The sequence below is a fragment of the Hymenobacter ginkgonis genome, from assembly GCF_009755225.1.
Taxonomy (GTDB): domain Bacteria; phylum Bacteroidota; class Bacteroidia; order Cytophagales; family Hymenobacteraceae; genus Hymenobacter; species Hymenobacter ginkgonis.
On record NZ_WQKZ01000009.1, the window covers coordinates 29,030 to 48,145 of the forward strand.

A 19,116-nucleotide genomic window follows, 5' to 3' on the forward strand; every position below is an offset into this window, starting at 1 on the left:
CTCCGCCATGGCCACGCCTCCTGACCCTACTCCCCGTCTGCAACCCGAAGACAAGCAGGTGTTTGTGAAAGTGGCCGGCCTGCTGACCTGGCTCACCGGCCTGCTGGTGCTGGTAGTGGCCGTGACGGCCTACCTGCTGGTGTTTCCGCCCCGGCCTGCCGCGCCGCTGGCCGCTACGGCGGCCGCACCAACTGCGGGGGCTGGCTCGGCCCCGAAGCAGTCCGCCAATTTCTTCGCCCCGGCCCGGTTCCTGCTCGACAGCGTAAAACACAACCCCGAGGGCGAGCTGATTCGCTACGGTCACGAGTTGATTGCCCACACCCCGCAGTACCTGGGGCCTCAAGTGAAAGACCCGCTGCTGCGCCTGGCGGGCAGCAACCTGGCCTGCCAGAACTGCCACCTGCAAGCTGGCCAGAAGGCCTTTTCGGCCCCCTATGTGGGCATCTGGGGTATTTACCCCACCTACAAAGGCCGCGAGAATGCCATTAGCACCCTCGAAGACCGCATCAACGGCTGCATGACCCGCAGCCTCAACGGCCGCCCGCTGCCCCTCGACGGCAAGGAGATGAAGGCCCTGGTGACCTACATGAAGTGGCTGGGCCGCCAGGTGCCGGTAGGGGAAAAAGTGAAGGGCCAGAGCTTCGTAAAAGTCACGTTTCCGAACCGGGCGGCCGACCTGGGCCAGGGCAAAGTACTGTATGCCCAGCAGTGCGCCAGCTGCCACGGGGCGGGCGGTCAGGGCCAGCGCGCCAGCTCCGACGCGCAGTACCAGTACCCGCCCTTGTGGGGCCCCGACAGCTACAACGACGGGGCCGGCATGCACCGCCTGCAAACGGCGGCCCGCTTTATCAAGGCCAACATGCCCTTCGGGGCCACCGCCGAGCACACCATTCTCTCCGATGCCGATGCCTACGACATCGCGGCCTACATCAACTCGATGCCCCGGCCCCGCATGGCCCACCTCGAAAAGGACTACCCTGACCTAAGTAAGAAGCCCGTCGACTGCCCCTACCCCCCTTACGCCGACCAGTTTACCCAGCACCAGCACCAGTTCGGGCCCTACGCGGCTATGAGCCAGGGCAAAAAGGGTGCGGAGTAACCGCGTCGTAGCAAACATTTTAGCACAAATTCCTGCCCATGAAAACCCTGCTGCTGACCGCCGCGCTCGCCGCCGGCCTCGCCTTTTCCAGCCACGCCCAAACTCCCGCTGCCATGCACGACGCCGAAGCCTTTCAGAAAGGCACCTTCGCCGGGGCCACCGCCGACCTGGCGCACTATAACGCCATCTACCAGCTCGACAGCGACGACCCCAAGCTGATTCAGCAGACGCTGCGCAACATCAGCAACGCGCTGGCCGACACCCGCTTGAAGGGCAAGGTGACCATCGAGCTGATTGCCTTTGGCAACGGCACCACGCTCTACCGCAAGGACCAGCCCTACGAGGCGCAGCTCACGGCCCTCAAGCAGCAGGGCGTTATCCTGGCGCAATGCCTGAATACGCTCAAGGAGAAGAAGATAAGCAAGGACGAGCTGCTGTCGCTCATTGCCTACGTGCCCAGCGGCAACGGGGAGTTGATAATCCGGCAGGCCCAGGGCTGGTCGCTGGTGCACCCCTAAAGCGCTCATTCGCCCCTAGCCACGCCCATGAAACGCCTCCTTCACCTGCTCGCCCTGGCCGCGCTCGCGCTGGCCCCGGCCGCCGCGTTCGCCCAAGCCATGCCCATTCAAAAGCCCGCCCCGCCCGATGCCGCCCACCGCTTCGACCCGCCCTGGAACGCGCCGTTTCAGACCGGCGAAGCCTTCACGGTGCCCGGCATCGACAACGTGCCCGACCTCTACGGCGACGTGGTGGACCCGCAGCTGGTGGTGTTTTTCGGCGGCAACCAGTTTATGGTGCTCGATGACTTGCTGCGCGAATTTCGTAAGGCCTACCCCCAGTACCAGCGCATTTTCGTCGAAACCCTGCCCCCCGGCATCCTGGCCAAGCAGATTGCGCAGGGCGGGGCGCTGGTGGTGGGCAACCTGCGCATCGCCCTGAAGCCCGACGTGTACGCGGCCGGTAAAAGCCGGATGGACATGACCCCCGAGTGGTTTGCCCGCACCAGCAGCTACGCTCAAAACCGGCTGGCCATCCTGGTGCGCCAGGGCAACCCCAAAAAAGTACAGAGCCTGCGCGACCTGGGCCGCCCCGAGGTGCGGGTAAGCATGCCCAACCCCGAGTGGGAAGGCATCGGCAAGCGCATCGAGGAATCGTACGAGAAGGCCGGCGGTGCGGCGCTGAAAACGGCCGTGATGACCACCAAGGTAAAAGCCGGCAGCACGTTCCTGACCCAGATTCACCACCGGCAGTCGCCCATGCGCGTGCTCTATGACCAGTCGGATGCCGCCCCGGTGTGGTACACGGAGGCGTTTTACCAGAAAATGCTGGGCCACCCGGTGGAGAACATCGAGATTCCGGCTAAGGAAAACATCACGGCCAACTACGTGGCCGGGGTGATGAAAGCCGCGCCCCACGCTCAGGCCGCCGAGGACTTCGTGGCCTTCCTCACCAGCCCCGCCGGGCAGGCCGTGTACCGCAAGTACGGCTTCCTGCCCCCGGCCAACTAACCGCTTTTTTCGTCATGCAAACCCTGTTTCGCTCCCGGCTCGGCCGGGTAGCCCGCTGCCTTATGCTCACTACGTTATTAGCCGCGCCGGCCCTGGCCCAGTCGGCCCCGCCGCTTTCGGCTCCCCCGCTGCGCGTGTACGGCCCCGGCGGCCCGGCCACGGCCATGAAGGAGTGCGCCGCCGCTTTCACCAAGCAAACCGGCATCGCGGTGGAAGTAACCGCCGGCCCCGAGCCGCAGTGGCTACCCCAGGCCGGCAGGATGCCGACCTGGTGTACGGCGGGGCCGAGTACATGCTCACCCAGACCGCGCTGGCCCACCCCGGCCTGGTGGACGAGGCCAGCCGCACCAGCCTCTACGCCCGCGAGTCGGCGGTGCTGGTGCGCACGGGCAACCCCCTGCACATCAAGCGCCTCGAAGACCTGACCAAGGAGGGCGTGCGCCTGCTCGACGTGAACGGGGCCGGCCAGATGGGCATGACCGAGGACATGGCCCGCACCCCGGCCCTCATCGCCAATCTCCAGCACAACACCCGCACCTCCGTCAAGACCAGCGCCGAGGCCGTGGCCCTCTGGCAGCAGCAGCCCCAGGGCTACGATGCCTGGATAACCTACGCCTCGTGGCAGCCGCGCCTGCCCGGCTCGGCCCTGGTGCGCCTGCCCCGCGCCCAGCGCGTGAGCCGGGGCACGCCCATCGCTCTCACCCAGCGCACCACCCAGGCGGCCACGGCCCGGCAGTTCGTGGCCTTTCTGAAGTCGGCCGAGGGCCACGCCATTTTTCGGCGCAATGGGTGGGAATAGGGGTGAGGACCTGGTCTGTGCGCCTCACCCCCTAGCCCCCTCTCCGAAAAGGAGAGGGGGAACTAGTTCTAGTTTTAGCTCTACTTCTAGTTATAAGAATCTGTTTTACAAAATTTTAAAGCTAAAAACTAAAGCTAGTCCCCCCTCTCCTTTTCGGAGAGGGGGCTAGGGGGTGAGGCGCACGCGCAAGGCGACACTACCCCTCAACAGCATATTTCTTTCTTCCCACTCACCCATTCACTCCTTTCCTAACATGACTATTCTCTCCACCTCTACCCGCGCCCCGCGCCGGCTGGCCCTGAGGCTGGCCACGGCCCTGCTGGGCGGCGCTACCCTGCTGGCTGGGTGCAAAAAAGACGATACCCAGGCCGCCGATACCTCGCCGCTGTTGCACATCGTGTCGCCCGTGGCAAGTGCCGTGGTAGCCCCCGGCGTGGGCCGCACCGGCGCGGGCAGCTTCGATGGGGCGGGTTTCCTAGTGAACCTGGAAATCGTGACTCAGGACACGGTGACCATCCCCACCAAGGAAGGCCTCAACATCCGCAACGCCGCCGCCGTGGGCAGCCCCAACGTGAACCTGCCCGGCTTGACGGTGAGCCTCGACGTGGACCTGACCAACCCGGCGGGCGTGGTCATCGCCAAGGGCACCAACCTGGCCTCGCTCTTTAACATCGCCGGCACCGACGACACGCCCGGCCCCGGCGTCACGACCTGGGTGAGCTGGCACGTGCTGGAGTCGCTGCCCGCCGGCACCACCAGCTTCAACCTCACGGCCGCCATCAAGGACCGCGCGGGGCGCGTCACCACGACCACCCAAAAAGTAAGCGTGGGCACCGGCCCCGGTGGGGTGGCCAGCGGCCAGGCCCTCACGCCGGCCCCCCTCACCACCGCCCTCACGCCCGGTGCCGACGACCCGGCTGGCCCCACCGTGACGCTGCTGGCCCCGCGCGCGGGCAGCAGCATCAGCCCCGGCATCCAGACGGCGGGCGTGCTGCCCACGCCGCCCAGCCAGGGGGCGCTGTTCTTCGTGCAGGTGTCGGCCCTCGACAAGTCGAAGAACGGCATCGGGGTGAACGAGAACGCCCTGGGCAAGGCCGATGCCGACCGCGGCACCATCGTGGACGGCACCCAGTCGTCGAAGGGGCCGAACCGCTACGCGCCGGGCCTGGTGGTGACCTTCGACGTGCCACTGCTGCAACCCAACGGCAACGTCATCGCGGCCGGCGGCAATCTGGCCCCGGTATTTAACACGGCCGGCAGCGAGGTGGACCCCAGCGGCTTCGTGCGCACCACCTTCGGCTGGACGGTGGGCGGCACCCTGCAGCTGCCAGCCGGCAAAACCAGCGTCACGGTAAAAGCCGCCGTGGTGGACAACGCGGGCAAGACCGGCAGCGCCACCCAGGTACTGCAAATCAGCCCCGTGGCCAACGGCCAGCTGCTGACGCCCGCCCCCTAGGGGGTAGGCCCTGGCGCGCTATTCCACCAACTCCCCTCCCCATGAACCCCACGACCCTTCCCTTGCTCGACTGGCGGGTGTGCCCCACTGGGCGGCCCGACGAGCCGCTGCGGATGCAGCGCCTCGAAGCGCTGGCAGCTCGGGCGCCGGGCGTGGCCCACGCCCACCGCTTCTGGCTGCTGCTGCACGTGGCGCGGGGCGCGGGCGTGCTGCACCTGCCGGGGCAGGCGCTGGCGCTGCAACCGGGGCAGCTGGTGCTGCTGCCGCCGGGGCCGGTGCTGGGCTGGGCGCTGGCGGCGGGCTGCCGGGGCGAGGTGGTGTGCTTTCTGGCCGACTACTACCTGGCCAGCTTTCCCGCGCCGGGGCTGCCGGTCGGGCCGGGGCCGTGGGCGCAGGTATTGCCCCCGGCCGAGCGGGCCGAAGTGCCGGCCCTGCTGCGCGGCCTGGCCCGCACCCTGGCCGAGCCGGCCGCCGACCCCGCCCAGGCCCGCGCCTACCTGCACCTGCTGCTGGCGCTGGCTTTTCCGGCCGCGCCGGCCCCGCAGGGGGGTAGGGGGGCGGCGGTGGCCCGGCAGTTTGCGCAGCTGCTGGAAGCGCACTTTCGCACCCTGCACGCGGTGCGCGACTACGCCGCCCGCCTGCACCTGAGCCCCGACCACCTCTGCGCCTGCTGCCGCCAGCACCTGGGCCGCCCCGCCCGCCAACTCATTGGGGCGCGGGTGCTGGCCGAGGCCCGGCACCTGCTGGGCACCACGGGCCTGTCGGTGGCTGAGGTAGGCTACGCCCTAGGCTTCGAGGAGGCCTCGCACTTCGGGCGCTTCTTCCGCCAGCACGCGGGCTGCTCGCCCCGGGCCTACCGCCAAAACCCGGCTTTGTACCAGAAAAACCTGGAAAACGACCAGTTGCCCGGTAGACCGGGCGGGTAAGTTTGCCTTGGGCCAGTTGCTGTAGCGTGGGCTTGGTAGTCCGAGCGCTTGCGTAGCGAGCATCTGGCATCGGAAATCGTCTGCTCGCTGCGCTTGTGCTCGGACTACCACGTCCAAGCTACCCCTCCCTAGGGCGCCCCTTTATTTCCACTCCCTGGCGCGGGCCGCTGGCCGGCCGGGGGCAATTTGCACTACGCTATGGCTACTGAGTTCACGGCCTCCTCGCAGGCGCAGGGGGGCATCGGCACGGCCGCCGCCCCGGCCACTACCCACGCCGACCACCTGGCCGGGCCCGACCACCACGAGGCGCAGCACTGGCTGTTCAGGTACGTTTTCAGCCAGGACCACAAGATGATTGTCCGGCAGTTTTTGCTCACGGGCATGTTTTGGGCGCTGGTGGGCGGGGTGCTCTCCACGCTTTTCCGGCTGCAATTGGGCTGGCCCGAGGCCACCTTGGAGTGGCTTAAGCCGCTGCTGGGCAAGTGGATTGAGGGCGGCAAGCTCAACCCCGAGTTTTACCTGGCCCTGGTGACGATGCACGGCACCATCATGCTGTTTTTCGTGCTCACGGCGGGCCTCAGCGGCACGTTTGCCAACCTGCTCATTCCCTTGCAGATTGGGGCCCGCGATATGGCGTCGGGCTTCATGAACATGCTCTCGTACTGGTTCTTTTTCCTGTCGGGGGTCGTCATGTTCACCTCGCTCTTTATCGAAACCGGCCCCGCCGCCTCGGGCTGGACGGTGTACCCGCCGCTCTCGGCCCTGCCGCAGGCCATCGACGGCTCGGGCCTAGGCATGACCCTGTGGCTGGTGAGCATGGTGCTGTTCGTGGTGAGCACGCTGCTGGGCGGCGTCAACTACGTGACCACCGTGCTCAACCTGCGCACCAAGGGCATGAGCATGACCAAGCTGCCGCTCACGGTGTGGGCGCTCTTTATCACCGCTATTCTGGGCATTCTCACGTTTCCGGTGCTGTTTGCGGGCTTGCTGCTGCTGGTATTCGACCGCTCGTTTGGCACCTCGTTCTACCTCTCTGATATCTACATTGCCGGGCAGGCGCTGCACAACCAGGGCGGCTCGCCCGTGCTGTTTCAGCACTTGTTCTGGTTTTTGGGCCACCCCGAGGTCTACATCGTCATCATGCCGGGCATGGGCATCGTGTCCGAAATCCTGGCTACCAATGCCCGCAAGCCCATTTTCGGCTACCGGGCCATGATTGGCTCGCTCTTCGCCATCCTCATTTTGTCGTTCGCCGTGTGGGGCCACCACATGTTCGTGACGGGCATGAATCCCTTCCTGGGGTCGGTGTTCATGTTTCTGACCCTGGTCATCGCCGTGCCCTCGGCCGTGAAAAGCTTCAACTGGATTGCGACGCTCTGGCGGGGCAACATCCGGTTTACGACGGCCATGCTTTTCAGCATCGGGTTCGTGTCGCTCTTCATCGCGGGCGGCCTCACGGGCATCGTGCTGGGCAACGCGGCGCTCGATATTCAGCTGCACAACACGTACTTCGTCATCGCCCACTTTCACCTGGTGATGGGCTCGGCAGCGTTCTTCGGCATGTTTGCCGGGGTGTACCACTGGTTTCCGAAGCTGTTTGGGCGGATGATGGACGAGAAGCTGGGCTACGTGCACTTCTGGCTCACCTTCGTGGGCGTCTACCTCATTTTCATGCCCATGCACTACCTGGGCATTGCCGGCTTCCCGCGCCGCTACTACTCCTGGACGGGCTTCGACGCCTTTTCGCAGTTTGCCGACCTCAACCGGCTGATTTCGCTGGCGGCCATCGCCGTGTTCTTCGCGCAATTTGTTTTCCTCTTCAACTTCTTTTACAGCATCTGGCGGGGCCGCCGCGCCACCCAAAACCCCTGGAATTCCAACACCCTGGAGTGGACCACGCCCATCGACGTGCCGCACGGCAACTGGCCCGGCGAGGTGCCCACCGTGTACCGCTGGCCCTACGACTACAGCAAGCCCGGTTCCGACGCCGACTTCATCCCCCAAACCGTGCCCTACTCGGCCACGCCCGAGTCGAACCTGCTCGGGGAGGAAGTGCAGCTGGGCCAGGCCAGCGGCGAGTAAGTTTAGAAGCTATGTTTGCCCCAGCTTGAAGCTACCGCAGCGCTGCATCGTAAGCTACCCTGGTACCCGCAGCCCCGGCTGGCTACGCGCCGGCCGGGGTTGTTTCGTTTCGTAGGCTCATACACTTGGAACGTAGTCTGCCATCAGTGCCTTGAACTGGTCAAAATAATATTGCCCCTCTCTTAGCATATCATCAAAGCGATGTTGCCGGACAGTTTCATTCGTTGCGGCTTGGTAGAGTTCTGCTGGTTGAATGTTGTCAAAATAACGATGGTTCATATATCGCCAAGCCAGCCAATTACTATCAGACTTCAGTTTGGGGATAGTGAGGGCTAGCGCAACCAACGGTTGCAAAGCAACTTCTTGACTTGCAAGCACCTCCTGCCCATCCTTTAGCGCCCGGAATCCATAACTGACCTCATGCAACTGGAAATAAATAGTGTACTCAGGCAGAGGGGATAGATTCTCGCTAAACCTCGCATACCATACTGCTTCAAACTTCTCAATCAAATCTTCGACGTAAAGTGCTTGCCGCTCAGAAAAGGCTTGCCCCAAAGCGGCGGCGCTCACAAAATTTTCCTCACTTTGTGCGACAATTTGCTGCATTTCCATCCTGATGTAGTCGTTAGAAGTTCTGCCGGTGAGATAGTTAATGAGGTGTTGGTACTGCACGATGGTTTCCCGCACGAGCGGATAGGCAGCGGCGGCCTGACGGCACTTTTCCAGCCAGTTCGCGATGCCCTCTTTGTATGAAATTAACTCGTACTGGTCTGGCCGCAAGTTACCAGCGCCCCCATCGGAAGGCTTGGCCCCGTCAAGCGTAAGGTAGAGCAGCCGAGCTTGTTTGCGGTAGGTATGATAACGCCCGAGCTGATTCTGCTGGTCGTTGGCGTAAATCTTGTTCTCGATAAAGATGTACTGCCCGGCCGATTCCAAATAAATGTCGATTCGCCCCCCTTGCTGATAGTCGGAAGTAATCCGGCCTATGTCATACTCGACCACCAGCCGGGCGGTATCTGTTTTAAAGTCGTCAAACTTGATTGTTTGGGTAAATAGTTTTAGAAACGTATCCCGCAAGCCGTGGCTCCCGGCCGGATTAAGCAATTCTCCGAGAAAGGCTGAGTGCATCCGTACCTCTCTGGTTTCCAAGCCAAGAATCCGAAAGACGTTGAAGTTTTCGCCGCTTAGCTGTACCAGTTTCTCTTGCGTCCGGCGCAAAGCCAATACTTGGTTCAGCAGGCCATTAATTAGCATCTCGGCAGCGTAAAAAAATGAATAGTAAGCCCGCAGGAAACAAACATACGTTGCACGGGCCACCTCTAAATCGTCCGTCACTGCCCGTGGCCTACACCACCGTGGCGGGCCAGAATCTGCGCCGCATCGAGTCGCTGAGCGACGGCGTGTTTTCCATTGCCATGACCCTGCTGGTACTCAACTTGCGGGTGCCGGCCGCCGCCCTCGTGCGCACCGAGGCCGACGTAGGGCCGGCCTTGCTGGGGCTGTTGCCCAGCATCGGGGGCTACGTGCTGGGGTTTCTGTCGCTGGGCATCTTCTGGGTGTGCCAGAGCACGCAGTTCACGTACCTGGAGCACAGCGACCGGCGGCTGGCCTGGTGGCACATTGCCTTTCTGCTGGTGGTGGGCCTGCTGCCGTTCTCGACGGCCTTTCTGACCACGCACTTCCCGCTGCGCGGGGCGGTGCTGGTATACTGGGCCAACCTGCTGCTGGTGGGCGCGGCCCTGCTGGGCAGCTACCGCTACGCCCAGCGCCACAGTATGCTGCGGGCCGTGGATGCGGCCGTGAGCCAGGCGCTGGTGCGGCGCATCGTGCTCATGCAGGTGCTCTACGCGGCGGCGGCGGGAATGTGCTTTCTGAGCGTGTACGCCGGGGCCATCCTGCTGCTGCTGGTGCAGCTCAACTACGCCCTGGGCCTGGTTGCCGACCGCTGGCTGGGCGACTGAACTTACTGGCATCATCCTGCATACCAGAATTTTACCCCTACCCCCCATGCGCATTACCAAGTACATCCACTCCTGCCTGCTGTTTGAGCTAAACGGCCAGCAACTGCTGTTCGACCCCGGCAAATTTTCCTTCAACGAGGGGCTGGTGAAGCCCGACGTATTCAAGGGCGTGAACACGGTCATCATTACCCACGACCACCCCGACCACCTCGACGTGGATGCCCTCCAGCGCATCGTCGAGCTGGGCGGGGCCACCCTAATTTCCAATGGTGAAGTGGCCGCCAAGCTGAAAAAGCAAGGGCTAGCCGTGCAAATTCACGAGGAAGGCCCGCTCGACTTGGGTGCGTTTCAGCTGCAAGCCCTGCCGGTGCGGCACGAGGCCATTCTCGACAGCCCGCTGCCCCAAATGACGGCCTGGCTGGTGAACGGCAAGGTGTTGAACCCCGCCGATTCCTTCGCCGAGAACCTGCTCCAATTTGCGGGGGTGGAGCTGCTGATACTGCCCGTCACCGCGCCCTTCCTCACAGAGTTGGTAGTGGCTGACTTCGCCCTGAAGATGCGGCCCAGGCAGATTTTGCCGGTGCACGACGGGTACCTCAAACCTTTTTTCGTGCAGCAGCGCTACGACAACTACGGGCCATATTTCGAGAAACACGGCATCAAGTTTCTGCGTTTGGCCGAGCCGGGTGCGGCCGTGACGCTGGCCTGAAAACCAAGTTTCCTTATGCCCGCTTCCACCCCCAAGCCTGCCCTACCACTGTCCGACCGGCTGGCCCTGCAACGCACGCGCCTGGCCAACGAGCGCACCCTGTTTACCTACGTGCGCACCAGCCTAGCGCTGGTGGGCTTTGGCCTGGCGCTGTTGCAGCTGCACCCCGAGCGGGGCGGGCGGCTGGGCTACACGGCGCTGGCCGTAGCGGCCGTGGTGCTGGCGCTGGGCGGGTGGCGCTTTCGGGTGCACCGCCGCCAGCTATTAGCCAGCGAAGCGGCTGGCTAATAGCTGGCGGCTAGCTGCGTGGCGGCCAGGACGCGGACTTGGCAGCCGCAAAAAGGCCCCTGGCGCAGGGTGCGGCAGGGGCCTTCGGCAGGAGTGGCGGCGCGGGCTTTAGGATACGATTACCTCCACGGCCCCGATTTTATTGACCATGTAGGTGCGGCGGTCGGGGTCGTGCGCGGTGGGCTGGGTGTGGCCGGCGCGGTCGGTGGCGCGGGCCTGCAAAGTGTAGCGGCCCGGCGCGGCAGGCGGCGTCCAGCTGAACTCCCAGAAGCGCCAGGCGAAGGGCACGGCGGCTTCGAGGAGCTGGGCGGGCTGCCAGCTGCCGCCGTTGTCGGTGCTGACTTCCACGCGGGTGACCTCGCTCTCGCCGGTCCAGGCCGCGCCGTACACGCGGTAGGGCTGGCCGGCGGGCACTTCTTCGTGCAAGGCGGGGCGGGCTATTTCGGCTTTTACCAGCATTTCCGTCACGGGCGTGAGGGTGGGCAGGCCGCGCTCGCGCTTCCAGTAGGCGTATTCCAGGGTTTGCCAGTAGCCGTCGTAGGGCACGGCGCTGACCATGATTTTGCTGAGCCATTTCACCGAGGCCATGCCGTACCAGCCGGGTACCACCAGCCGCACCGGGAAGCCGTGCTCGGGGGGTAGGGGCTGGCCGTTCATGAGGTAGGCCACCAGCACCTCGGGCTGCCGGGCCTTGGCCAGCGGCAGGCTACGGGCAAAGTGGATGGCGCCCGGCGACTTGGGTTCTTCGGTGACTTCGCCCTGGTCGGTACCTTCGAAGATGATTTCCACGGCCCCCGGCTTCACCCCGGCCCGCTCCAGCAGCGCCGAGAGGGGTACGCCCGTCCAAGTGGCGTTGCCCACGCCGCCCTGCTCCCAAAGCAGGCCCTTGACCTTTGGGGCGAGCCGGGCACGGCCGTTGCCGGCGCATTCCAGGGTAGCCGTCACGGTTTTAGAGGGCATCTTGCGCAGCTCGTCGTAGCTGATTTTTAATAAATTGCGCACCTCGCCCTCGACGCTGAGCTGCCAGCTTGCCGCCGCTATCGTGGGAATGTGGAAGTGGCTGCGCACGTAGAAACGGTTATTGGACACCAGCCGGTCTTCCAGCGTGGGGAAGGGCAATTCCAGGTTCAGCGGCTCTTTCTCGCGGGTGATGAGGCCCGGGAACGTGCCGCGGCCCAGGGCGGCCGGGGGGCTGGCAACAGGCGCGGCGCTGGCCCAGGCCGACGAAGTACCGGCCACGGCCAGGGCCGGTACCAAGCCACTCAAAACGGCCCGGCGGCTCAGACCCTGGCCCGGGGTATGCGTAGTCTTTTCCATAAAGCAGTTCGTAAACAATCCGTAATAGCGCACCACGCGCATCCCGAACGGGAGGCATCGCCTACTAGTACTTCAACGGGGCACGGGCGTCAGCAGTTGGCCGCGGGGCTGATTGGCACCACTTGGGTAGCGCGGCCGGTTTTGCTTGCGTTGTCCACCACGGCAGCCTGGAGGATAAAAGTCCGCATTATGGCCTGAAAAACCCGTCTACTCGCTCACCAGCGCCGGTGGGCCGTCGGTTGCTTTCGGGGCCACCACCACTCGCGTAAATGCCTTGCCGGCCGGGTGCAAATCGCCGCTGGCGATGCGCTGCACGGGGCCGAGCGCCTGGCCCATGGCGCCGCCCTTGGCATCGGTGTGCACGGTGGTGAGGGGATAGTCGCGGGCGTAGGGGGCCTGGGCGGAGTTGGTGAGGAAGATGTCGTAATCGGTATTCGGGGCCAGGGCGCGCAGGTTGAAGGTGGCCAGGTCCACGAGGCCTTCCGAGCGCAGGTTCATGGTGCCGGCGGCAGGGCCGGGGGTAGGGGGGCGCAGGTTGCGGATGACGGTGGGCTGGTCGATGAGCTGCTGGCCGAGGTTGGCCGCGCTGGCCACGCCCGAGGGCACGGCATCGGGCACGTACATCAGGGCCATGGGGGCCTGGCCGACCTTGATTTTGCCCAGCACCCGGTTGGTGGCCGTGCTCACGGCCACGGCCGAATCGCCGTTTTCGAGGCCCACGTACACCCGGCTGCCATCGCCCGCGGGCCAGATGCCGTGCGGATTGGCCCCCACCGCAATGGTCGCCAGCTGCTTGAAGCCCGGCTCGCGGCTGTACACTTTCACCACGTCTTCGCCGCCCACCGTCACGTAGGCCAGCTTGCCGGTGGGCAGGTCCACGGTGGTCACGTGGTTGGTGATGGGGCCGGTAGTTAGTACCCCGCTGATGGTCAGTGTTTTGGTATCGAGCACCGACACCTTGCCCACGTCCTTGTGCGTAAACCAGATTTGCTGGCCGTCCTTGCTGGGGAAGATGTTGGGCGAGAACGGGCTGACGACGGGTATTTTCTTGATAACCTGGTAGGTAGCCACGTCAATCACCGCCAGCTCGGGCGAGAAGCTGGAGCACACGAAGGCCCGCTTGCCATCGGGGCTGAATGCGATTTGGCCCGGCCCGTTGGGCACCTGCACGCGGCGGGTTTCGCGCAGCGTGGCGGCATCAATCACGGAGAGGTAGTCCTCGCCGCGCACCGTCACCCACACTTCCTTGCCATCGGGCCGGAAGGTGGGCTCGTGCGGGGCGCGGCCCACGTACACGCTGCCCTTGATGGCGTTGGTGGCCGTTTCGATAAACGTGACGTTGTTGGAGCCCACCGACACCACGGCCAGCAGCCGATGGTCGGGCGAGGCGCCCAGGCCGTGCACCAGCGCCTGCCCCCGGTAGAGGGCCGACGTTAAATCGGGCTGCGGCTTGCCCAGTATCACCTGGCCCAGCAGCTTATTATCGGCCGGGTCAATGACGGACACCGTGTTGGAAATCTGGTCGGCGGTGTACACCCGGTCGCGGTGGCTCACGGCCTGGGCGCGGGCGGCGGTGCCGGCCAGCAGCAGGGCGGGCAGGAGAAGATATTTCATGGACAATAAGAATGTAGCGTGGACTCTGCAAGTCCGCGCGTAGGGTAATCGGGCAACGCGCGGACTCACAGCGTCCGCGCTACACTCCACCTAGGGCTTGGCCGGGTGCTGCTTGAGCCAGGCCTGCATCTGCTGAATCTCGACCTGCTGCTCGGCGATGATACTCTGGGCCAGGCGGCGCAGGGCCGGGTCCTTGCCGTAGAGTAGCTGCAGGCGGGCCATATCCACGGCCCCTTGGTGGTGCGGTACCATCATGGCCGCAAAGCTGGCGTCGATGTCGGCGGGGCTAGCCCCGTCCATGCGGCGCATGCCTTCGTCCATCACCACCATCACCGAGTCCATGCCGTGCTGGAAGGCGGCCACCGGGCTGCCGGGTTTGGCGGCGGGCATCGCCATGCCGGTCATGCCGGCGTGGCTCATGCCGGCCATGTGGTGCTGGGCCTGAACGGCGGAGGTAGCCCCGAGCAGGAGGCCGAAAAACAGGAGGATATTTTTCACGGGGGTTGGTAGCGTTTGCGTGGTCAAACCTACGGGCTACGTGGCGCGGGCGGTGGGGAGGCGGGGTGGGATGGCCTTATTGGAGGCCGAGTTGGCTTTTTTGGTCCCCGGTAGCTAAGCAAAACGCTTTAAGAACTGCTGAATAGCCGCGTTGTAGCTGCGTGAGGACGTGACGTGCAGCCCATTGGCCATTCGAAACACATACTCGCCGTGCGCCCACGGCTTAAACTCCACAATGTGCTCGGTGTGAATGATAACCGAGCGGTGGATGCGCAGGAAATGGGCCGGGTCGAGGCGCTCGGCCAGCTGGGCCAGGGTGGCCCGCAGGGGGTGGGCGGTCCCGGTCAGGTGCAGCAGCACGCCGCTGCTGGTGGCTTCGAGGTAGCACACGTCGGCGGCGGGCACGAAAAACTGCCGCTCCGGCTGCTTCACCAGGAAGCGGTCCTGGTAGGCGGGCGGCGGGGTAGGGGCGGCCGGGGGCCAGGCGCGGAGCAGGGCCGCCAGGTCGGCCCCGGCGGCGTGGCTGTCGCGCTGGGCTAGCTGCTGCTGCACCCGGCGCACGCAGTCGGCAAAGCGGTCGGGGTCGAGGGGCTTGAGCAGGTAATCGACCGCGTGCAGGCCGAAGGCGGCCACGGCGTACTGGTCGTAGGCGGTCACGAACACCACCAGCGGCAGGGGCTGGCCAGCGGCCCGCAGCTGTTGCAGCACCTGCACCCCGTCGAGGCCGGGCATCTGCACGTCCAGAAACACCACGTCGTAGCCACCGGCTTGTAGGGCAGCCAGGGCCTCGGGGCCGTTGGCACACTCGCCGGCCACGACCAGGGCGGGAAAGTCGGCCAGTAGCTCGCCCAACAAGTGGCGGGCCAGCGGCTCATCATCGACCAGCAGGGTGCGGATGCTCGGGCTCATGCAGGTACGCTAGGTTGGGCGGCCGGCGCGGCGGCCACGAAGGGCAGCGACAGCCGCAGGCAGTAGCCCTGTCCGGGGGCCGTGTCCACGGTCACGGCGTAGTCGGGGCCGTAGCGGGTGGCCAGGCGGCTTTCGAGGTTGCGCAGGCCCAGGCCGCGGGCGGCGGTGTCGGCGGTGCCCCGACCGTTGTCCCGCACCTGCACCAGCAGGCGGGTGCCGGCCCGCCGGGCACTGATGGCCAGCTCGCCTGCCCCCGCTTGCGGGGCCAGGCCGTGGCGCACGGCGTTTTCCACCACCGGCTGCAAGAGCAGGGCGGGCAGCAGCGCGCCCTCGGTGCCGGGGTCGATGTCGTACGCCACGGCCAAGCGGTCGGGGAAGCGGGTTTGCTCGATTGTGAGGTAGAGGCGCGTGAGGTGCAGCTCCTGGGCCAGGGTCACCTCGTGGGCATCGGCGCCGTCGAGCACCAGTCGCAGAAACTGGCTGAGCTGGGCCAGCATCCGGCGGGCCGCCTTCACGTCGGCGCTCATCAAAGCGGATACGGCGTTGAGCGAGTTGAACAGGAAATGGGGCTGAAGCTGCATTTTCAGCGCCTGCAGCTGGGCCTGCACCAGCTGGGTTTCAAGCTGGGCCGCTCGCAGCTGGCCCTCCCGAAACCGCTCGCGGTACTGCACCGCATAGGCAATGCAGAGCAGCATCCAGTAAATGGGCACCCAGTTATTAGCATTGGCCACCACGCTGGCCAGCGAAAAGCCGCCCGGCAGGGCTCCGGCTGCGTCCATCGCCCCGGCATACACGAGGCGATAGGTCAGGGTGAGCCCGTAGCTGGCCGCCGCGTGCGCCAGCAGCTTGGGCAGCCACCGCCGCCGCTCGGTGAGGTCGAAGCGGGCCGCCAGCGCAAACACCACCGGCGTGAGCAGTCCCCAAATCAGCCCGTGCAGCAAGCGCCCGCCCAGCGCCTCACCCCAGTTGGTAGGCGTGCCGGCCGAGAGGTTTTGTACGAAAATCAGCAGCACCATAAAGCCGCTGAACAGCAGCCAAGCCAACGCAATCACTGGCCCCGCCACCAGGGGCCGGGCGGATTGGTTTGCTGAAAACGGCCGACCGGTACGCATGGGCCAAAGGTAGGGCCAGGGCTAGGGCAACCGGAGAAAGGCCGACCGAAGAAGGATTTTTTGGTAGCTCAAACGGCCTTTTTCGTGCTTGCTACGCGAACAGCTAACGGGTTAAACAGGCTTCTCTCAACGTAGTTGCCGGTGCGCCGCGCCAATTTCAGCCACCCGCCCTTCGGCTACGCCGGCAGCGGCGGCAAACGCCGGCCAGTGGGCTACCTGCGCCAGTATCTCATCCACCAGCTCATCTGCCCGGCGCACGTTCATCTCCCTGGCTACATGGCGCAAATCCGCCCGCGTGAAGTGGTCGCGCTTGCCGTTGGCCGATAGCTGGTGTTGCATCAGCCAGCGGTTGCCGGGCTTGTAAGAATACGCCACATCATACGCCGGAGCCAGCTGCCACTGGCCCGCCGCATCCATCAGGAACGAAATATTCTTGGTGTGGTCGTCCTGGTTGCGGGCCACAATGTTGAAGACCATTCGGCGAAACAGCTGCTCGGCGGCCGGGTAGGGCAGGCGCAGTTGGCGTAGCACCTGAAAGGCCTGCTCGTAAGAGTAGGTGGCGGGCTGGTTGTAGTCGAAGTGGCCGAGGGCGCACAGCGTCTGGGCGTGCAGCTTTTCGCCCGTCGCCGTGCGGTCAAAGCGGCGCGTCATGAAGTGTGCCCGCTCATTCTCCTCGTACAGGCGGCACTCCGTCATGTCGAGGCCGCTGGCGATGGCCATGTGGTAATAGGCGTATTCCACCCGCCCAAAATCTTGAGGGTCAGCTACTACCTGGTCACGCACCCCATCCAGCTTCAGCAGCCAGTAGCCGAAGTCTGCCGGGGCCGTCACCTGGCCCGAGCGCACTTCGCCCGTGGCGTCGTTATAGGCAATCAGCGCCTTGGGGCGGGCGCCGCCGGCCGATGTACCCACGGCCAGCAGGGCGGCCAGCGCCTCGGTCGACTCGTGGCGCAGGTTGACGTGCAGGCCTTCCCGCTGGTCAAGCACTTGCTGCGCCAGTTCAACGAGGGCCGCTGTTTCGACCGCTTCCGAGCCGGTAGTCGCCCCGCTTTTCAGCGCCGGCTCAAATTCCAGCGCGCCCATGCCCCGGTTGGCCGTGTAGCACAGACGCTCCACCGGCGAAAAGCCTTCGGGGCTGCGGCCTTGTAGGGCCAGCCAGGCATCAATCAACTGGTTGCCAAAGCGGTCGGGTAGCGAATCGGCCAGCAGGCCCGGCAAGCCGTGGAACGTCTCGGGGTTGAGGCGCGGAAAGGCGTACACTGTATCGGCCCCGCACGTCAGCGGCATTTGTAAAGGCGCCACCTCTAGCCGCGACCGAATGAAGGCGGGCTCGTAGGCGAACGTGGCGCGGGCCCGGTCGGCATCCCAGCTGACTACCCCTACCGGCTGCCCCACAGGCTGAGCGTGGCCCGGTCGATGCCCGCCGCCGTAGCACGGCCTGCTGAGACTGGTTGCGATTGAGCCGAATCTGCCGCAGGCTGGTGCCGACTTCCCGCAGGATGGCCGTATCAGAAAGACTATACCAATTTATGTTGTACAAACGCAATAAACCGGCCTGAAATTAGGCAGTATGTTGCGTTTACACAACATAAAAGGGGAAATTTTAAGTAAGCGCCGATTCTTGTTTACTGGCCATTATAGACAATTTCCTGCTTCTGGTTGCCTCTCCCCAGGGCCGTGCGGCCCGCGTTGCCATCGGCACCGCGCTGATTGGGGCCGGTCTGGTGCAGGCCCGCAAAAACTGGGGTCTGGCCGCCTTGGGGCTGTTGCCGCTGGCGATGGGCGGGGCTGACCTATGCCTGCTCGACCCGCTGCAAGGCCTGCCTTTCGATGGTCCCAAGCTGCGTGAAACGCTGGGGCCGGTCCCATATCCGGGCCATGCGCTCATTGGCAAACTCCACCACGTGCGTGGGGCCTTGCAGCAGGGCCAGGGCCAGCGGGGCCTGCTCAAACACCGCCCGCCGCTCGCGCTGCCGGGCTTCGGCCTCGGCGCGAGCGGCCTGCTCGCGGGCCTGGGCCTGGCGCAGGGCCTCTTCCACCGCCGGGCGGGGCTGGTTGTTGGTATCGGTAAAGCTGACGACCAGCAGCGCCCCGCTGCGCCGCGCCGCCAGGTAGAAATAGGCGTCGAGCCCGTCGTGCGGGTAGTTGAGCTGGTGCGGCTGGCCCTCACGCGACCGGAACGCCTGGCAATAGAAGTCGAAGACGCCGGTGGGCGGGGCATCGGGGTAAAGGTCCAGAAACGACTGCTCGGGCCGCTCGGGCAGCTGGAGCATCTGCTGCGCGGCGGCGTTGAGCCGCACGTAGGTAAAGTCCACGATTTCAACTCCGTCGGCCGCGAACACGGGCTGGAAGAAGATAACACCCGTCATCGAGACGTTGAACAGCACTTCCAGCAGGTCGTCGGAAGCCGGCATAGCAGCCGGGTGCGCCGGAGTAAAAGCAGACATAAGGCGCGGAAAACGAGAAATAAGGCACTAAAATACGGCCCCTGAACAGGTGCCTGGCCCAAAAGCAAGCAGCTTGCTTAACAGGTCGATTGGTTAGGTGTTCAAATTTGGAAAGCGTGTCCGCTATTAGCTTGTTTTTGAGGGTACTGCTTTAAAATACGGTTTGCTTTTTATTTCGCCAGCGCCTGGTGAGCGCTCCCGGTAATAGGGAGCACTTCTAGGCGTTTTGGCTCCCATTCATTAGCGGAAGTGCTGTGCTTATTGGGCATTCCCGCGCTTGGCTTGCCCCACCTTTGCCCGACGTAGGGCTTCCCTGTAGACGCTGCTGATAGCCAGCGGCAGCGCGTGAGCCAGGATAGGGCCGGAATTGACTAGTGAAAGCAGAATTTTG

18 protein-coding genes are annotated in these 19,116 nt (G+C 64.8%); 10 read left to right on the forward strand and 8 right to left on the reverse strand.

The annotated features are described in order from the left end of the window. Positions 1 to 7: 7 nt before the first annotated feature. The 7 genes from GO988_RS22195 (at position 8) to GO988_RS22225 (ending at position 7,870) form a co-directional block, all read left to right on the forward strand. A complete protein-coding gene (locus GO988_RS22195) occupies positions 8 to 1,099 on the forward strand; it encodes a c-type cytochrome (RefSeq protein WP_157569755.1) in 1,092 nt (363 codons plus the stop codon). 38 nt (positions 1,100 to 1,137) lie between these two features. Further along, positions 1,138 to 1,617 (forward strand): DsrE family protein, encoded by a 480-nt coding sequence (locus GO988_RS22200; protein ID WP_144853201.1) that lies wholly within the window; start codon positions 1,138 to 1,140, stop codon positions 1,615 to 1,617. Between the two features lie 27 nt (positions 1,618 to 1,644). Continuing rightward, the gene (locus GO988_RS22205) at positions 1,645 to 2,607 is read left to right on the forward strand and encodes a molybdate ABC transporter substrate-binding protein (RefSeq protein ID WP_144853199.1); all 963 of its coding nucleotides are present in this window, start codon (positions 1,645 to 1,647) and stop codon (positions 2,605 to 2,607) included. A gap of 238 nt (positions 2,608 to 2,845) precedes the next feature. Next, on the forward strand, positions 2,846 to 3,406 hold the full coding sequence (locus tag GO988_RS22210; protein WP_198172999.1) for a substrate-binding domain-containing protein: 561 nt from the start codon (positions 2,846 to 2,848) through the stop codon (positions 3,404 to 3,406). Between the two features lie 253 nt (positions 3,407 to 3,659). Beyond that, positions 3,660 to 4,862, forward strand: a complete 1,203-nt coding sequence (locus GO988_RS22215) for a hypothetical protein (protein ID WP_198173000.1) — start codon at positions 3,660 to 3,662, stop codon at positions 4,860 to 4,862. Positions 4,863 to 4,903: 41 nt separating this feature from the next. After that, on the forward strand, positions 4,904 to 5,788 hold the full coding sequence (locus tag GO988_RS22220) for an AraC family transcriptional regulator (RefSeq protein WP_157569758.1): 885 nt from the start codon (positions 4,904 to 4,906) through the stop codon (positions 5,786 to 5,788). A 198-nt stretch (positions 5,789 to 5,986) separates the two neighbouring features. Continuing rightward, positions 5,987 to 7,870 (forward strand): cytochrome c oxidase subunit I, encoded by a 1,884-nt coding sequence (locus GO988_RS22225; RefSeq protein WP_157569760.1) that lies wholly within the window; start codon positions 5,987 to 5,989, stop codon positions 7,868 to 7,870. A gap of 117 nt (positions 7,871 to 7,987) precedes the next feature. Here GO988_RS22225 and GO988_RS22230 read toward each other — a convergent pair whose 3' ends face one another. Then, positions 7,988 to 9,205: a PDDEXK-like family protein gene (locus GO988_RS22230; RefSeq protein ID WP_198173001.1), complete on the reverse strand. Its 1,218-nt coding sequence runs from the start codon at positions 9,203 to 9,205 to the stop codon at positions 7,988 to 7,990. A 5-nt stretch (positions 9,206 to 9,210) separates the two neighbouring features. On the opposite strand from GO988_RS22230, the gene GO988_RS22235 reads away from it, so the two are divergent. From GO988_RS22235 to GO988_RS22245, 3 genes are read left to right on the forward strand one after another with little or no spacing between them, the layout of a single operon-like run. Continuing rightward, positions 9,211 to 9,831: a TMEM175 family protein gene (locus tag GO988_RS22235; protein WP_198173002.1), complete on the forward strand. Its 621-nt coding sequence runs from the start codon at positions 9,211 to 9,213 to the stop codon at positions 9,829 to 9,831. A gap of 46 nt (positions 9,832 to 9,877) precedes the next feature. Further along, positions 9,878 to 10,540, forward strand: a complete 663-nt coding sequence (locus GO988_RS22240; RefSeq protein ID WP_157569766.1) for an MBL fold metallo-hydrolase — start codon at positions 9,878 to 9,880, stop codon at positions 10,538 to 10,540. Positions 10,541 to 10,555: 15 nt separating this feature from the next. Beyond that, positions 10,556 to 10,828, forward strand: a complete 273-nt coding sequence (locus GO988_RS22245; protein ID WP_144853185.1) for a DUF202 domain-containing protein — start codon at positions 10,556 to 10,558, stop codon at positions 10,826 to 10,828. Between the two features lie 108 nt (positions 10,829 to 10,936). On the opposite strand, the gene GO988_RS22250 is transcribed toward GO988_RS22245, so the two are convergent. The 7 genes from GO988_RS22250 to GO988_RS22280 form a co-directional block, all read right to left on the reverse strand. Further along, a complete protein-coding gene (locus tag GO988_RS22250) occupies positions 10,937 to 12,145 on the reverse strand; it encodes a sulfite oxidase (protein WP_144853183.1) in 1,209 nt (402 codons plus the stop codon). A gap of 207 nt (positions 12,146 to 12,352) precedes the next feature. Further along, entirely contained in the window at positions 12,353 to 13,759 is a 1,407-nt protein-coding gene (locus tag GO988_RS22255) for a YncE family protein (RefSeq protein WP_144853181.1), read from the reverse strand. A gap of 90 nt (positions 13,760 to 13,849) precedes the next feature. Further along, positions 13,850 to 14,257, reverse strand: coding sequence for a CopM family metallochaperone (copM, locus tag GO988_RS24690; RefSeq protein WP_198173003.1), 408 nt, complete (start codon positions 14,255 to 14,257; stop codon positions 13,850 to 13,852). Positions 14,258 to 14,371: 114 nt separating this feature from the next. Further along, positions 14,372 to 15,166 carry a LytR/AlgR family response regulator transcription factor gene (locus tag GO988_RS22265; RefSeq protein WP_144853179.1) on the reverse strand — a complete coding sequence of 265 codons (795 nt, stop codon included), beginning with the start codon at positions 15,164 to 15,166 and terminating at the stop codon, positions 14,372 to 14,374. Next, positions 15,163 to 16,278: a sensor histidine kinase gene (locus GO988_RS22270; protein WP_157569768.1), complete on the reverse strand. Its 1,116-nt coding sequence runs from the start codon at positions 16,276 to 16,278 to the stop codon at positions 15,163 to 15,165. Before GO988_RS22270 ends, GO988_RS22265 begins: the two co-directional genes overlap by 4 nt. A 126-nt stretch (positions 16,279 to 16,404) precedes the next feature. Continuing rightward, positions 16,405 to 17,673, reverse strand: a complete 1,269-nt coding sequence (locus GO988_RS22275) for a type II toxin-antitoxin system HipA family toxin (protein ID WP_317164954.1) — start codon at positions 17,671 to 17,673, stop codon at positions 16,405 to 16,407. A gap of 398 nt (positions 17,674 to 18,071) precedes the next feature. After that, positions 18,072 to 18,725 carry a PAS domain-containing protein gene (locus GO988_RS22280; protein ID WP_157569772.1) on the reverse strand — a complete coding sequence of 218 codons (654 nt, stop codon included), beginning with the start codon at positions 18,723 to 18,725 and terminating at the stop codon, positions 18,072 to 18,074. Between the last annotated feature and the right edge of the window lie 391 nt (positions 18,726 to 19,116).